The following is a 13,892-nucleotide window of genomic DNA, read 5'->3' on the forward strand; positions in this document are numbered from 1 at the left end:
TTAATCGGCGCCGGCGTAGCCTTCAGCGAACCGCAGCTCTGCCTCTCAGCAGGATCGGTATCGGGATACGACTTCAGACCCAGGCGGGGCACCGCCTGGGTCTTTTTTATGCCAGCCGCAGGTCCCTTGTGGAGGCAACGTGACGGCCGTAGAGTGGCGCCCATCGTTCCTGGATGGATCCGGAGGCTGGCGATGTACCGCATCACGATGATCGCGTTGTTGCTGGGGCTGTCTGGTGCTGTCTCCGCCAAGCCGGAGAAAACCGCCATTCAGATGGACGGGCAGGCACCGGTGGCCGAGCAGGTCCGGCGGGTTGAAAAGGCCCTCGATGACGGCGAATACAGCGAGATTTCCGCTGACGACCGTGCCCAGGTGCAGCAGGCACTGGCGCGCATCACCCAGCGCATGGGTGACCACCGCACGCTTCAGGAGCTCCCGCCGCAGGTCCAGGCGGAGGTCTTCAACGACCAGGAGCGGATCAACACGGTTCTTGTCCGCGCCCATGAAGACAGCCGCCAGATCTGCCAGCACACCCGCACCACCGGCAGCAACATGCCTAAAAGCCGCTGCCTGACCGTGGCTGAGCGCCGCCGGATCGAGGAGAAGGGCAAGGCCCTGCTCAACGACCAGCGCACCTTCAACAACTTCAACCCTGCCACCAACCACTAGGCCGTCCGATGCCCCTGCGCATGGCACTTGCTGGCGTGAAGGTGGTGCGAATACAGTCAGCACTCAACTCAAACAAGGATTCGTTTGTCATGAAGTCCCTCCTGATGTCGGCGGTCCTGGTCTCGGGCCTGACCCTGGCCACCGCCGCCTCTGCATCGAACCAGGCCGGTGAGGTCTTTATCCCCGGCAAGCCGCTGCAACAGCAGATCGAGCGCATCGAAATCGAACTCAACGATGGCGAGACCTACAGCGAACTGAAGCAGACCGACCGCAGCCGCGTGCGCGAGGCGCTGGTGCGCATGCGTACGGCCGTCGAGCAGCACCCTGACCGCGATTCCATGCCTGAACAGGTACGAACCGATGTCTTCAACGACCAGCAGATCGTGAACACGGTTTTGACACAGGCACGTGAAGATAGTCGTCTAATATGCCAACGTGAAAAGGCCACGGGTTCGAACCGGGCCACGACGCAGTGCACTACCGTTGCCGAGCGCGCCCGGCGGAAGGACAAGGCACAGCGTGATATGGGCCAGGCCCAGCGCGTCGGCAAATTCGTCAATTAGAGGTGACAGTGAGAATCCTGGTAATCGAAGACAACAGCGACATTGCGGCCAACCTGGGCGACTACCTGGAGGACCGGGGCCACACCGTGGACTTCGCGGCTGACGGGGTTACCGGTCTGCACCTGGCCGTGGTGCACGAGTTCGACGCGATCGTGCTGGATCTCAATCTGCCAGGCATGGACGGCATCGAGGTCTGCCGCAAGTTGCGCAATGAAGCGCGCAAGCAGACCCCGGTACTGATGCTCACCGCCCGCGACTCGCTGGACAACAAGCTGGCGGGCTTCGATTCCGGCGCGGACGACTACCTGATCAAGCCGTTCGCGCTGCAGGAAGTGGAAGTGCGTCTGAACGCCCTGTCGCGGCGCGGCAAGGGCGTGCAGACCCGCGTGCTGGAAACCGGCGATCTGGAATACAACCTGGATACGCTGGAAGTGCGCCGCCAGGGCAAGCTGCTGCAGCTCAACCCGACCGCACTGAAGATCCTGCAGGCGCTGATGGAAGCGGCCCCGGCCGTGGTGACCCGCCAGGAACTGGAAACCCGTGTGTGGGGCGAAGAACTGCCCGATTCCGATTCCCTGCGCGTGCACATCCATGGCCTGCGTGCGGTGGTCGACAAGCCGTTTGAAGTGCCGCTGATCCAGACCCGCCATGGCATCGGATACCGCATCGCCACCCCGGAAGCCTGATTCGGTGGCAACCAAGGGGGAGCGCCGGCGCACGCCTTATCGGCGGCGCCTGCGCAGCCGCATCATCGTTTCGTTCGTGTTGTTGGGCTTCTGCCTGACGACACTGTTCGCGTTCGCCACCAACTGGGCCCGCCTGCGCGTGGAAAACCAGCTGGTGGAAGAGCTGATGAACCGCAACATCGACGAGTATGCGCGCCGCTATTACGAGCACCCCGGGCATAACCCGGACGCGCCGGTGCTGCAGATCAGGGCCTATGCCTATTCGAAGGACAAGTTCGACCGGGTGCGCGAAGAACGCGCGCAGTGGGCGGGCTTCTCCGATGGCATCCACAGCGTCAGCGGTGACGAGCACGGCGAGCCGTACTCCTACAAGCTGGCCGTGCGCAAGACGCCCGACGCCTGGTTCTTCCTTGCCTATGACATGACCGACAGCGTGCGCGGCGGCAAGCAGCTCAACCGCGCGCTGGTGCTGTCGGTGCTGGTGTTCAGCGTGCTGTCGCTGGTGCTGGGCTGGTGGTCGGCGTCGAAGGTGATGAAGCCGGTGTCGGATCTGGCTGCGCGGCTGCGTGCCTATCGCGGCGGCACCAGCGATCCCGAACCGCTGGCGCCACGCTTCCCCGACGACGAAGTGGGGCAGTTGGCACAGGCGCTGGACGACTATTCCTCGCGACTGACCGAAGTGGTGCAGCGCGACCGTGAATTCAATGCAGACGTCAGCCATGAGCTGCGCACGCCGCTGGCGGTGATCCGTGGCGCCACCGAGCTGCTGCTGACCCGGCCCGGCCTAGACGAGAAGGTGCTGCAGCGCCTGCAGCGCATCCAGCGTGCCGAACAGCAGTGCAGCGACCTGATCGGCGCACTGCTGCTGCTGTCGCGCAACGAGCGCGGGCAGGGCACCAGCAACGTCGCCCGCGTGGCCGAGCAACTGCTGGACGCGCATCGTGCGCAGCTGGGTGGCAAGCCGCTGGAACTGCTGCTGGAAGGTGAGCGCAACCTGGTGATCGATGCGCCCGAGGCGGCGCTGTCGGTGGCACTGGGCAACCTGATCGGCAATGCCGTGAAGTACTCGCAGGACGGCGAGGTACGCGTGTTCGTCGGCACCAATTCGGTGTCGGTGACCGACAGCGGCCCGGGCCTGAGCGAGGAAGACGCAGCCAAGCTGTTCCAGCGTGGCTACCGTGGCACCCACGCCGGCCATTCGCAGGGCGGCGGCATCGGCCTGTCGATCGTCAGCCGCCTGTGCGATCTGTACGGCTGGCAGGTGAGCGTGCGCCCCGGCGGCCAGCGTGGCGTGATCGCCACCCTGACGTTCTCGCCGAAGCCGTTGTAAGGGCCCTGCTTTGGTGGTGCCGACCTCGGTCGGCACGAACCCTGCCGACCTTGCATCGCGCGCTGTGTCGTTTGTGCCACCGAATTCCCCTCGCGCGATGATCGGGCCTCAGGCCCAACACGACACCACCGTGATCGCTGCCGCGCCCCGCGCGTGTTCCAGCGCACGCATTGGCAAGCCCGCGCCGCACTTGGGAATTTCCTTACAGATCGCCGCGTGCGGCGATGGCCTGATGACCTGGCCGGGGCAGGTGCCTTGGCCGGGATTGGCGTCCTGAAAAAAACCAACATTCAGCAAACTTCCGGCTGGCGTCGGCCTGTCGTGGAAAATGCACCGCGTGCCTTGTTTCGGCGGGCGGTGCGTGGGGATTCGTCAGAATCCGCTGGAGTCTTTTTGCTGATTGTTGGGTCTCCGGTACGCCAACCCGCACCGTCCGCCACCTTGCATCTGCAGGTGGCCTGCCGACTGCGAGGAGTTCCACCGTGTCCAACCGCCCGCTGTTCCCCCAGCTGCACGCCCTGATCGGCGATGCGGCCAACCTGCTGCCTGCCGACGTCGCCGAGCGTGTCGAAGTTCTGCTGGATGACCCCAAGGACCTGCTGCCCGCGCTGCTGGCGCGCATGGATGGCCGCGACGCCGCCGACGGCCAGCCGCTGGACGTGCAGGGGGCCAGCCCGGCGCAGGCAGCCATGATGGCCGGCCTCAGCCGCACGCTTGCCGGTCTGCATACCCTGATCCAGCTGCTGCACGCCGCCGAACTCGCGCGGGAGCAGGGCGGTGCCCGCCAGCAACTCAATCCCGATGTGGTCGACGGCCTGCTGCTCGGCGCCCGTGAACTCGCCCGCTACGCCCGCCTGCAGCTGGACTAGATCCGCGCCACGTGTGGATGCAGAGCGCTTTGTGGAGCTGAGCCGATGCTCGGCTTTGATGGTCGCAGCCGAGCATGGGCTCGGCTCTACAGCAGATCCCCAGATCCACGCGTGGATACGCTTTGGTAGTGCCGGCCGCTGGCCGGCAACCCGGCCTCAACCCCCGGCCAACCCCAGATACCGCGCATGCAGCTGTTCCACCTGCACCTGCAGGTCCTCCGGCTGTCCATCATTGACCACCACGTCATCGGCCAGCGCCAACCGCTGCGCGCGGCTGGCCTGGGCGGCAATCATCCGGTCGGCCAGCGCCGCGTCGATACCATCGCGCTGCATCAGCCGGGCGTGCTGCACGGCTTCGGGTGCATCCACCAGCAACACCCGGTCCAGCCACGGGTAGGCCTTCCGCCCGCCCACCTCGGTCAGCAGCGGAATGGCCGCAATCGCATAGGCGCTGGTGGCCTGCTCGCACTGCTGCTGCATCAGCAGGCGGATGGCAGGGTGGGTGATCGCTTCCAGCGCCGTTCGCTCGGCCGGGTCGGCGAACACGTGGGCGCGCAGGCGCCCTCGGTCCAGGCTACCGTCGGCCAGCAGCATGTCGGCGCCGAAGCGCTCGGCAATGCGGGCCAGCGCCGGGCTGCCGGCGGCCACTACGGCACGGGCAGCCAGATCGGCGTCGGCCACCACGATGCCCAGCGCCTCGAAGCGCCGGGTCACTTCGCTCTTGCCGGAGGCGATGCCTCCGGTCAGGCCAACTACATAGCGGCTCATGGGGACTCCCCTCAGCGCAGCCCGCTCATCACCAGGTACTGCTCCACCAGTGGCGCACCCCACATGAAGTACAGCCAGCCGGCAACGGCCAGGTAGGGGCCGAACGGGATGGGCGTGGCGCGGTCACGACCGCGGCTGTACAGCCAGATCGAGCCGATGATGGCGCCCAGCACCGACGACAACAGGATGATCGGCAGGATGCCCTTCAGCCCGCACCAAGCGCCCAGCGCCGCCAGCAGCTTGAAGTCGCCGTGGCCCATGCCTTCCTTGCCGGTCAGCTGCTTGAACAGCCACCAGACCGTCCACAGCGACAGGTAACCCACCGCCGCACCCACCAGGGCGGGCTTGGCCGGCATGTACAGGTTGTCGATGCTGCCTATCAGCCCCAGCCACATCAGCGGCAGGGTGAGCTGGTCGGGCAGCAGCTGCGTGCGCAGGTCAATGCCGGACAGGGCGATCAGGAAGCAGGTCAGCACGATGGCGCCAAAGCCCTGCCAGCCGAAACCGAACTGCCAGACGCAGGCCAGCACCAGTACCGAGGTCAGCGCCTCCACCAGCGGGTACTGCAGCGAGATCGGCGCCTTGCAGTGGCGGCACTTGCCCCCCTGGATGATCCAGCTGAACAGCGGGATGTTCTCGTACCAGCTCAGCTTGTGCTTGCAGTGCGGGCAGTGCGACGGCTCCACCACGATCCCCGGAGGCGGGGGCTCATAGAAGTCCGGTTCCTCCAGGACTTCGCGCGCATCGCGCTTCCACTGCCACTCCAGCCGCTTGGGCAGCCGCAGGATGACCACGTTCAGGAAACTGCCCAGCAGCAGTCCCAGGGCGGCCGCGGCGGGGTAGCCGAGGCCGGGGTGCTGGTCGAGAAATGCCATTGATACCTTTAGCCGACGACGGCGCCGAGTTTGAAGATGGGCAGGTACATCGCGATGACCAAGCCACCGACAATGGTACCAATGAACACCATGATCATCGGTTCCAGCAGGCTGCTCAAGGCATCCACGGCATTGTTCACTTCCTGCTCGTAGTATTCAGCCACCTTGAACAGCATGGCGTCCAGGGCGCCCGCTTCTTCGCCGATGCCGGTCATCTGGATGACCATGTGCGGGAACAGGTTCAGCTGCTTCATGGCCATGTTGACCGGGTAGCCCACCGAGACGTCGTCGCGCATCCGCAGTACCGCCTCGCCATAGACCTTGTTGCCGGTGGCGCCAGCCACGATGCCCAGTGCCTCCACCAGCGGCACGCCGGCCTTGAAGGTCACCGCCGTGGTCCGTGCAAATCGGGCGATCGAGCTGTTATGCATGATCTGCCCGATCACGGGAACCTTCAGTATCAGTCGGTCGACTGTATGCTGCATCTTCTCCGAGCGCCGGTAGGTCATGGCGATGGCCACCACCGATCCGATCATGACGATGGCCATCAGCCACCACCAGGACACCATGAACCGGGACAGGTTCACCACCATCTGGGTGAAGGCCGGCAGATCGGCGCCGAAGTTCTTGAAGACCTCCTCGAACTGCGGCACCACCCAGACCAGCAGGACGGTGCTGACCAGGAACGCCACCACCAGCACCATGGCCGGGTAGAACAGCGCCTTCTTGATCTTGCCCTTCAGCGCTTCGATGTTCTCTTTATAGGAAGCGATCGTATCCAGCACTGTTTCCAGTACGCCGGCGCTTTCACCAGCGCGTACTAGGTTGCGGTAGAGCTCGTCGAACTGCACCGGATGCCGACTGATCGCTTCATGTAGCGAAGAGCCGCCTTCGATGTCGGTACGGATATCATCCACCATCTTCTTCATGCGCGGGTTCTTGTGCCCACTGCCGATGATCTCCAGCGCCGAGACGATCGGCACACCGGATTTCATCATTGTGGCCATCTGCCGGCTGAAGAAAGCGATGTCCTTGGCATTCACCGGCTTGCCGGCCGCGCCGAACAGCGGCTTCGGCTTCGGCTTGACCTGACCGGGGTTGATTCCCTGCTTGCGTAGTTCGGCGCGCAGCAGATTGGCGTTCTTCGCCAACTGCTCGCCCTTCATCTTGATACCCCGCTTGTCGGTCCCCTCCCAGACAAACGGCTGCAGCTCCATGGTGCTACGCGCCACGGGCTCTTTCTTGATCGCACTGCGACTGACAGACATGTTGGCTCCCCAAGGCCCGCCATCCCCAGGCGGGCATCCTGACCGGCGATGGTAGCCGGTTCAGGGCCATCCGGGGAGCCTGCTGGCGTGACGCCGCGCAGGGTTTTCGACCTGGCGAGACGAAAGGTGACGTACCGCGTCACATTGCCGCGTCCATCGCAGATTCGCTTCTGGGGGGTTCCCATCCGCGAAATTGCTGCCATCATTGGCGCGGGGAAATCGGGGAGACGCTGCCATGGGAGATTGGCACGTAACCTGCGTTGATCCACCCGCGGGGACGGGCAGCCTGCTCATCCGGCCATCTGGCCGGTCGGCAGCCACCCCCGACATCAACCACCACTTATCTTGGGGATGTACCACCATGAAGAACCAGAAGGGCTTCACCCTGATCGAACTGATGATCGTCGTTGCGATCATCGCCATCCTGGCCGCCATCGCGCTGCCGGCGTACTCGAACTACACCAAGAAGGCCAAGGTCTCGGAAGTGATCCTGGCGGCTTCTTCGCTGCGTACCGACGTGTCGGAATACGTGGCCAGCAACAACAAGCTGCCGCCGGCTTCTTGGACCCCGGATGTGCAGAAGACCCAGTATGTTTCGGACCTGACCTGGGATTCCACCAACAAGAAGATCACTGCCACCGCTCAGGGCATTTCGTCCGACATCGATGGCAAGAACATCACCCTGCTGGCTGATGACAGCAACGTCGCCAACGGCGTGATTCCGAAGTGGACCTGCGAAGGCTCCATTGAGTCGAAGTATCGCCCGGGTTCGTGCCAGGGTGCCGCTGCGCCTGCTCCGAAGTAAGCTCTGATTCTGAGTGCGAAGAAGAAAGGCCCCGTTTGTACGGGGCCTTTTTGTCGAGTGCGATTTTGGGCTAGAGATGCATCATGGGTGCATTGGCGGTTCTGGTGCCCGAAGCAGGGTTCGACTTGGCGTTGCAGCTTAGCGCGGCCCTGTCTGCCAGCTTGGCGCTGGTCGCTGCGGCGGCCACCGACGATCACCACACCGTACTAACGGAAGGACGTCGATTGTTGCAGGGCGAGCATGGCCCGGCGCTGCTGGTCGATGCCGGCTCGGGCTATTATCTGTTCGGTGCAATGCAACATGCCGCACGGTCGCTGGGGGATACCGCAGCGTCGCGGCAGCTGACGGACCAGTGCTGGCAGGCGCTTGCGCCTGACGCTCCAAGGAACAAGCCACTACGCCTGCTGAGCTACCTAGCCTCCACCGGCCCGGTTCCGGCTGCAACCGCTGATTCCCAGCCGTCAGGGCAAAAGTGATACGAGGAAGACCATGAGCGTTGTTTCCCCTCCCAACCTCGTCGGCATCACCGGCCTGGCCCGCCGCCTGGTTCAGGACGGCGCCCTGGACGAGGCATCCGCCCGCGACGCCATGGCCAAGGCCGCCGCCGCTCGTCAGCCGCTACCCACGTGGTTCGCGCAGAACAAGCTGGTCAGCGCCTCGCAGCTCGCCGCCGCCAATGCGGTCGAGTTCGGCATGCCGCTTTTCGACGTATCCACGTTCGATACCAGCCAGAACGCGATGAGCCTGGTCAGCGAGGAGCTGCTGCGCAAGCACAACGTGCTGCCGCTGTTCAAACGCGGTGGCAAGCTGTTCGTGGGTACCAGCAACCCGACCCATGCGTTGGACGAGATCAAGTTCCACACCAATCTGGTGGTGGAACCGATCCTGGTCGACGAAGACCAGATCCGTCGTACGTTGGAGCAGTGGCACGCCAGCCACGACACCATCGGCGATGCGCTGGGTGGCGATGACGAGGGCATGGCCAACCTCGATGTTGGCCTGGGCGACGAAGACAACGCGGGTGGCGACTCCGGCATCGACGCCAAGGGCGACGACACCCCGGTGGTGAAGTTCGTCAACAAGGTGCTGGTGGATGCGATCCGCAAGGGCGCATCGGACATCCACTTCGAGCCCTACGAAGACGATTACCGCGTGCGCCTGCGCATCGACGGCCTGCTGAAGATGGTGGCGCGTGCGCCGGTGAAGTTGAACCAGCGCATCGCTGCGCGCCTGAAGGTGATGGCGCAGTTGGATATCGCCGAAAAGCGCGTGCCGCAGGACGGTCGCATCAAGCTCAACCTGTCCAAGACCAAGCAGATCGACTTCCGCGTGAGCACGCTGCCGACCCTGTTCGGTGAAAAGGTGGTGCTTCGTATCCTCGATGGCAGCGCGGCCAAGCTGGGCATCGACAAGCTGGGCTACGAACCGGACCAGCAGAAGCTGTTCCACGACGCCATCCACAAGCCGTACGGCATGGTGCTGGTGACCGGCCCGACCGGTTCGGGCAAGACCGTGTCGCTGTATACCGCGCTGGGCATCCTCAACGATGAGACGCGCAACATTTCCACCGCCGAAGACCCGGTGGAAATCCGCCTGCCCGGTGTCAACCAGGTGCAGCAGAACAACAAGCGCGGCATGACCTTCGCCGCGGCACTGCGCTCGTTCCTGCGACAGGATCCGGACATCATCATGGTCGGCGAAATCCGCGACCTGGAGACGGCCGAGATTGCGATCAAGGCGGCGCAGACCGGCCACATGGTGCTGTCCACGCTGCATACCAATGATGCGCCGCAGACCATCGCGCGCCTGATGAACATGGGCATCGCGCCGTACAACATCACCAGCTCGGTGACGCTGGTGATCGCGCAGCGCCTGGCGCGCCGGTTGTGCGGCAACTGCAAGCGTCCGGCGAATCTGCCGGAGCATGCGCTGCTGGCCGAAGGCTTCACCCAGGCGCAGCTGGACGCAGGCATTGAGCTGTACGAGGCGGTGGGGTGCGATGAGTGCACCGAGGGCTACAAGGGCCGAACCGGCATCTACCAGGTGATGCCGATGACCGATGAGATCGCTACGATCGTGCTGGCCGGTGGCAATGCACTGCAGATTGCCGAGGCGGCGCAGCAGATCGGGGTGAATGACCTGCGGCAGTCGGCGTTGAAGAAGGCCGCCGCGGGCGTGACCAGCCTGGCCGAGATCAATCGCGTGACCAAGGATTGATCCCTGCAGGGCAAGAGCCCTGCAGGGACACCTCCGCAGAGGTCAGGGGCGCGGCGGGCAGCCGTAAACCAGCATACCGTCGCGGTTGCACAGGTTCTGTAGCCGTGCGACGTCGTATGAACCATGGTTGAGATAAGTCGCCCCGTTGTTGCGCTGGCAAGGAATCTGCATCTGGCATCGACCGGCAACCACTTCCACACTATTCACCCTGCAGGTGAGGTAGGCCTCGGACCGCGCGAAGTTCTCCTGGCACACCAGCGGGGTCGTCTGGGCGCTTGCGTCCGTGGTGGGTAGGATGCCGATGCCGGCCAGAAGGGCGAGAACGAGCAGCGGTTTCATGACGTGTACTCCTTTGGTTGGAAGGAGATCACAGGGTGCACGTGCGGGCTCACGGATCACTTCGAAACGATTGCAATAGCTGCTGCTTGCCATCAAAAGGAGGCATCTGTCGCGGACGTACCGTGATCTTCGTTGCGCCAAGCCTCAATCAAGCGCTGCCGACCATCGAAGGCCTCGATGCCGCGCGGGGCATTTGCGACTGGATGCTTTGATCTTCCTGCCGCGTGTGAGCCATCGCTGGCAGTGCCAGCGATGCCTCCACGCACTGTAAGGCTCTACTCCATCCCCAGCTTCTTCAGCTTGTAGCGCAGCGCGCGGAAGGTAATCCCCAGCTGCGCGGCGGTGCGGGTCTTGTTCCAGCGGTTCTCTTCCAGCGCGCGCTGGATGGCGCTGCGTTCCAGTTGCTCGATGTACGAGGGCAGGGCGGCGCCGCCCGGCTGCAGGTCGGCCACGGCTTCGGCGGGAGCTGCGCCGCCGGGCGCACGCGGGGCGTGCTGCGGCAGGCGCAGGTCGTCGGCACCGATGCGGTCTTCTTCGGCCAGTGCCAGCGCGCGTTCCAGAATGTTCTCCAGCTCGCGCACATTGCCCGGGAACGCATAGTGGGCCAGCGCCTCCAGCGCCGACGGCGCCAGCAGCGGGGTGGCACGGCCGTGGCTGCGGGCCAGCCGCGCCAGCACGGCGGCCGCCAGCTCCGGCAGGTCCTGGCGGCGCTCGCGCAGCGGCGGCACCTTCAGTTCGATCACGTTGATGCGGTAGTACAGGTCGTGGCGGAAGCGCCCATCTTCGACCAGCTCGGCCAGGTCCTTGTGGGTGGCAGAGAGGATGCGTACGTCCACCGGCTCTTCGTTGGCCGCACCGACCGCGCGCACCGACTTCTCCTGGATCGCGCGCAGCAGCTTCACCTGCATCTGCAGCGGCAGCTCGGCCACTTCGTCCAGGAACAGGGTGCCGCCGTGTGCCGCCTGGAACAGGCCGGGCTTGTCGGCATGCGCGCCGCTGAAGCTGCCTTTGCGGTGGCCGAAGAATTCGCTCTCCATCAGCTCGCCGGGAATGGCGCCGCAGTTGACCGGTACGAACGGGCCGGCCGCACGCGCGCCCTGGGCGTGGATGGTGCGAGCGACCAGTTCCTTGCCAACCCCGGATTCACCGAGGATGTAGACCGGCGCCTGGCTGCGCGCGACCTTGCCGATGGTGGTGCGCAACACGTCCATGGCCGGCGAAGCGCCCAGCAGGCGTGCAGCCTGTTCGGTGGCGGGGCCGGGCGCAGGGCGTTCGGTGTTGTTGAGTTCCAGCGCGTGCTTGACCAGGCCACGCAGCACCGAGATGTCCACCGGCTTGCTGACGAAGTCGAAGGCGCCGGCTTTCAGCGCTTCCACGGCCAGGTCCATGCTGCCGAAGGCGGTGATCATCGCCACCGGCGTGCGCGGGTAGTGCTGGGCGATTTCGCTGACCAGCTCAATGCCGTTGCCATCCGGAAGGCGCATGTCGGTGATGCACAGGTCGTACGGATTGCTGGCCAGCAGCTCGCGTGCTTCGGCCAGGTTGGCGGCGGTACTGATGCGCAGCCCCATGCGGCCGAGGGTCAGTACCAGCAGTTCGCGGATGTCGCGTTCATCGTCGACGACGAGGGCGCTGCGGGTTTCGTTCATGGGCGTGAAAGATAAACGAGGGGGCTGGAAGCGACAAATGTTTGACGCACAGATTGGGGATCAGGTGGGCAACAGCGTGTGCGGGCCGGGCAGCACCAGGCGGAAGCAGGAGCCGCCTGCCGGCACCGGGATGTAGTCGAGCCGTGCCTGGTTGGCGCGGCACAACTCGCGGGCGATATACAGGCCCAGCCCGGTGCCGTGCTCGGAGGTGGTGAAGAACGGACGGAACAGCTGTGCGGCCACACTCTCGGGAATGCCGGGGCCACGGTCCATCACGTCGATCACCGCGCTGCGTTCGTGCTGTGCCACGCGCAGGCGTACCCGCGCCGGCTGCTGGCCGATGCGGCCGTACTTCAATGCGTTGTGCACCAGCACGGTGAGCACCTGGTACAGGTGCTTGGTATCGACCTGCGCCATCACCGCCGTGTCGCTGATGATCGGTTCGATGCTGTCGGTCTCCAGCGTCTGGCCCTGCTTGTACTCCAGCACGAAGCGGCGCACGAAGGCGACCAGGTCCACGTTCTCGGGCGTGGCGCGTTCGCGCCGTGCCAGCCCCAGCACGCTCTCGACGATGCCGTTGGTGCGCTGGCATTGCTGGCGGATGATCTGCAGCAGGCGGCGGTCGCTTTCGTTGAAACCGGTGCCTTCTTCCAGCAGCTGCACGGCGTAGTTGATTGCCGCCAGCGGGTTGCGGATTTCATGGGCAAGGCTGGCCGAGAAGCGGCCCATGGCCGACAGAGTGAGCGATTCGGCGCGCCGGGAGACCACGCTGGAATCGTCCAGGAACACCAGGGCCAGCTCGCTGCCGGCCAGCAGGCGGGCGAAGCGTGGTTGCACTTCGGGCTGGTCGGGGTTGAGTTGCAGCGGCAGTTCGTCCTGCGCCCAGCCGTTGCGCCAGCGCTGCAGGCGGCGCGCCAGTTCCGGCGCGGCACTGGCCAGATCCAGGCGTCCTGTCTCACCGATGCCGTCGTTGTCGCCGAGCAGCATCGAGGCCGCTTCATTGGCCAGGGTGATGCGGTTGTCGGCGTCCACCACCAGCACGCCGGTGCGCATGCGGCGGATGATCAGTTCGTTGATCTGGAACAGGTTGGCCACTTCGTCGCCGCGCTGGTTGGCCAGCTGCTGGTTGCGGCGCGCGCGGTTGCCCACCTGGTAGCTGATGAAGGCCAACGCCAGATAGCTGGTGGCGAACATGGCCAGCTCGGCCAGCGTGCGGGTGGGGTCGCCGCCTTCGAGCACCTTCCAGAGGTATTCGGTACCGGTAGCCAGGCTGGCAACGATCGCCAGGCCCAGGCCCCAGCTCAATGGCAGCAGGGTGGCGGCAGCGGCGATGTTGAACAGCAGCGACATCGAGATGCCGGCGCTGGCACCGGGCAGGGCATGCGCCAGCAGGGTGGCGGCGATGATGTCCACCAGCACGCTGCTGACCACGATCGGGCGCAGCCAGCGTTCGTTGCGGCCGATCGCCAGGGCCAGCAGCGACAGCAGCAGATAGATGGCCGCGACGGTATCGGCCAGGCGCGGGTGATGGGCCTCGCCGACCATGCCGGACAGGGGGCTGTAGAGCAGGCCGGCGATGACCGCGGCGATCAGCACCCGGTACAGCGCGAAGAAGTACAGCTCACGCCGCGGAATCGATTCGATGCGGTCGATCAATGAAGCACTGGGTGACACGCCGGAACTCCCCTTCTGGCTGCCTGGGTCTGGAATCTGCGGCGGTCCTGCCTGGCATCCCCTGAAGCCGGGCGGGTACGTCGCTTCTCTGTGGCCTGCGGTGGAAGCAGCCGGGCAGGCCCGGCACTACACACCTTGGTTGACCAGTATAGGGCCCCCGGCAGGGCGCCGCCGGAGCCG

The 13,892-nt window shown here is 65.0% G+C and carries 14 protein-coding genes; 8 read left to right on the top strand and 6 right to left on the bottom strand.

Features of this window, described 5'->3' with window-relative positions:
• Positions 1-192: 192 nt before the first annotated feature.
• The 5 genes from ACTJJM_RS13980 (at position 193) to ACTJJM_RS14000 (ending at position 4,117) form a co-directional block, all read left to right on the top strand.
• The gene (locus ACTJJM_RS13980; protein ID WP_010481495.1) at positions 193-669 is read left to right on the top strand and encodes a hypothetical protein; all 477 of its coding nucleotides are present in this window, start codon (positions 193-195) and stop codon (positions 667-669) included.
• An 89-nt stretch (positions 670-758) separates the two neighbouring features.
• The gene (locus ACTJJM_RS13985; protein ID WP_019336437.1) at positions 759-1,232 is read left to right on the top strand and encodes a hypothetical protein; all 474 of its coding nucleotides are present in this window, start codon (positions 759-761) and stop codon (positions 1,230-1,232) included.
• An 8-nt stretch (positions 1,233-1,240) separates the two neighbouring features.
• Positions 1,241-1,918, top strand: a complete 678-nt coding sequence (locus tag ACTJJM_RS13990; protein ID WP_005410804.1) for a response regulator transcription factor — start codon at positions 1,241-1,243, stop codon at positions 1,916-1,918.
• On the top strand, positions 1,881-3,248 hold the full coding sequence (locus ACTJJM_RS13995; RefSeq protein ID WP_032952284.1) for a sensor histidine kinase: 1,368 nt from the start codon (positions 1,881-1,883) through the stop codon (positions 3,246-3,248). The genes ACTJJM_RS13990 and ACTJJM_RS13995 overlap by 38 nt, the downstream gene beginning before the upstream one ends.
• A gap of 482 nt (positions 3,249-3,730) precedes the next feature.
• Positions 3,731-4,117 carry a hypothetical protein gene (locus ACTJJM_RS14000; protein ID WP_071306348.1) on the top strand — a complete coding sequence of 129 codons (387 nt, stop codon included), beginning with the start codon at positions 3,731-3,733 and terminating at the stop codon, positions 4,115-4,117.
• A gap of 156 nt (positions 4,118-4,273) precedes the next feature.
• Here the strand turns inward: ACTJJM_RS14000 and coaE are convergent, their stop codons facing one another.
• From coaE to ACTJJM_RS14015, 3 genes are read right to left on the bottom strand one after another with little or no spacing between them, the layout of a single operon-like run.
• On the bottom strand, positions 4,274-4,885 hold the full coding sequence (gene coaE, locus ACTJJM_RS14005) for a dephospho-CoA kinase (RefSeq protein ID WP_043402827.1): 612 nt from the start codon (positions 4,883-4,885) through the stop codon (positions 4,274-4,276).
• A gap of 11 nt (positions 4,886-4,896) precedes the next feature.
• The gene (locus tag ACTJJM_RS14010; protein WP_010481503.1) at positions 4,897-5,760 is read right to left on the bottom strand and encodes a prepilin peptidase; all 864 of its coding nucleotides are present in this window, start codon (positions 5,758-5,760) and stop codon (positions 4,897-4,899) included.
• Positions 5,761-5,768: 8 nt separating this feature from the next.
• Positions 5,769-7,028, bottom strand: coding sequence for a type II secretion system F family protein (locus tag ACTJJM_RS14015; protein WP_440865770.1), 1,260 nt, complete (start codon positions 7,026-7,028; stop codon positions 5,769-5,771).
• A 361-nt stretch (positions 7,029-7,389) separates the two neighbouring features.
• On the opposite strand from ACTJJM_RS14015, the gene ACTJJM_RS14020 reads away from it, so the two are divergent.
• The 3 genes from ACTJJM_RS14020 (at position 7,390) to pilB (ending at position 10,050) form a co-directional block, all read left to right on the top strand.
• On the top strand, positions 7,390-7,833 hold the full coding sequence (locus ACTJJM_RS14020; RefSeq protein WP_010481507.1) for a pilin: 444 nt from the start codon (positions 7,390-7,392) through the stop codon (positions 7,831-7,833).
• 83 nt (positions 7,834-7,916) lie between these two features.
• Positions 7,917-8,309 carry a hypothetical protein gene (locus tag ACTJJM_RS14025; protein WP_010481509.1) on the top strand — a complete coding sequence of 131 codons (393 nt, stop codon included), beginning with the start codon at positions 7,917-7,919 and terminating at the stop codon, positions 8,307-8,309.
• Between the two features lie 13 nt (positions 8,310-8,322).
• A complete protein-coding gene (gene pilB / locus ACTJJM_RS14030; protein WP_010481510.1) occupies positions 8,323-10,050 on the top strand; it encodes a type IV-A pilus assembly ATPase PilB in 1,728 nt (575 codons plus the stop codon).
• A 42-nt stretch (positions 10,051-10,092) separates the two neighbouring features.
• Here pilB and ACTJJM_RS14035 read toward each other — a convergent pair whose 3' ends face one another.
• The 3 genes from ACTJJM_RS14035 to ACTJJM_RS14045 all read right to left on the bottom strand — a co-directional run bounded on the left by ACTJJM_RS14035 (position 10,093) and on the right by ACTJJM_RS14045 (position 13,712).
• Positions 10,093-10,389, bottom strand: coding sequence for a hypothetical protein (locus ACTJJM_RS14035; protein WP_010481512.1), 297 nt, complete (start codon positions 10,387-10,389; stop codon positions 10,093-10,095).
• 275 nt (positions 10,390-10,664) lie between these two features.
• Positions 10,665-12,038 carry a sigma-54-dependent transcriptional regulator gene (locus tag ACTJJM_RS14040; RefSeq protein ID WP_010481514.1) on the bottom strand — a complete coding sequence of 458 codons (1,374 nt, stop codon included), beginning with the start codon at positions 12,036-12,038 and terminating at the stop codon, positions 10,665-10,667.
• A gap of 60 nt (positions 12,039-12,098) precedes the next feature.
• Positions 12,099-13,712: a sensor histidine kinase gene (locus tag ACTJJM_RS14045; RefSeq protein ID WP_019336430.1), complete on the bottom strand. Its 1,614-nt coding sequence runs from the start codon at positions 13,710-13,712 to the stop codon at positions 12,099-12,101.
• Positions 13,713-13,892: the final 180 nt, after the last annotated feature.

This window comes from Stenotrophomonas sp. 22692 (genome assembly GCF_052045015.1).
GTDB lineage: Bacteria > Pseudomonadota > Gammaproteobacteria > Xanthomonadales > Xanthomonadaceae > Stenotrophomonas > Stenotrophomonas geniculata.

What these genes read in the sequence shown, in the direction of transcription:
- ACTJJM_RS14015 (WP_440865770.1), bottom strand. Translation starts at nt 7,028, where the DNA reads ATGTCTGTCAGTCGCAGTGCGATCAAGAAAGAGCCCGTGGCGCGTAGC.
- ACTJJM_RS14040 (WP_010481514.1), bottom strand. Translation starts at nt 12,038, where the DNA reads ATGAACGAAACCCGCAGCGCCCTCGTCGTCGACGATGAACGCGACATC.
- ACTJJM_RS13985 (WP_019336437.1), top strand. Translation starts at nt 759, where the DNA reads ATGAAGTCCCTCCTGATGTCGGCGGTCCTGGTCTCGGGCCTGACCCTG.
- ACTJJM_RS14010 (WP_010481503.1), bottom strand. Translation starts at nt 5,760, where the DNA reads ATGGCATTTCTCGACCAGCACCCCGGCCTCGGCTACCCCGCCGCGGCC.
- ACTJJM_RS13995 (WP_032952284.1), top strand. Translation starts at nt 1,881, where the DNA reads ATGGCATCGGATACCGCATCGCCACCCCGGAAGCCTGATTCGGTGGCA.
- ACTJJM_RS14025 (WP_010481509.1), top strand. Translation starts at nt 7,917, where the DNA reads ATGGGTGCATTGGCGGTTCTGGTGCCCGAAGCAGGGTTCGACTTGGCG.
- ACTJJM_RS14035 (WP_010481512.1), bottom strand. Translation starts at nt 10,389, where the DNA reads ATGAAACCGCTGCTCGTTCTCGCCCTTCTGGCCGGCATCGGCATCCTA.
- ACTJJM_RS13980 (WP_010481495.1), top strand. Translation starts at nt 193, where the DNA reads ATGTACCGCATCACGATGATCGCGTTGTTGCTGGGGCTGTCTGGTGCT.
- pilB (WP_010481510.1), top strand. Translation starts at nt 8,323, where the DNA reads ATGAGCGTTGTTTCCCCTCCCAACCTCGTCGGCATCACCGGCCTGGCC.
- coaE (WP_043402827.1), bottom strand. Translation starts at nt 4,885, where the DNA reads ATGAGCCGCTATGTAGTTGGCCTGACCGGAGGCATCGCCTCCGGCAAG.
- ACTJJM_RS14020 (WP_010481507.1), top strand. Translation starts at nt 7,390, where the DNA reads ATGAAGAACCAGAAGGGCTTCACCCTGATCGAACTGATGATCGTCGTT.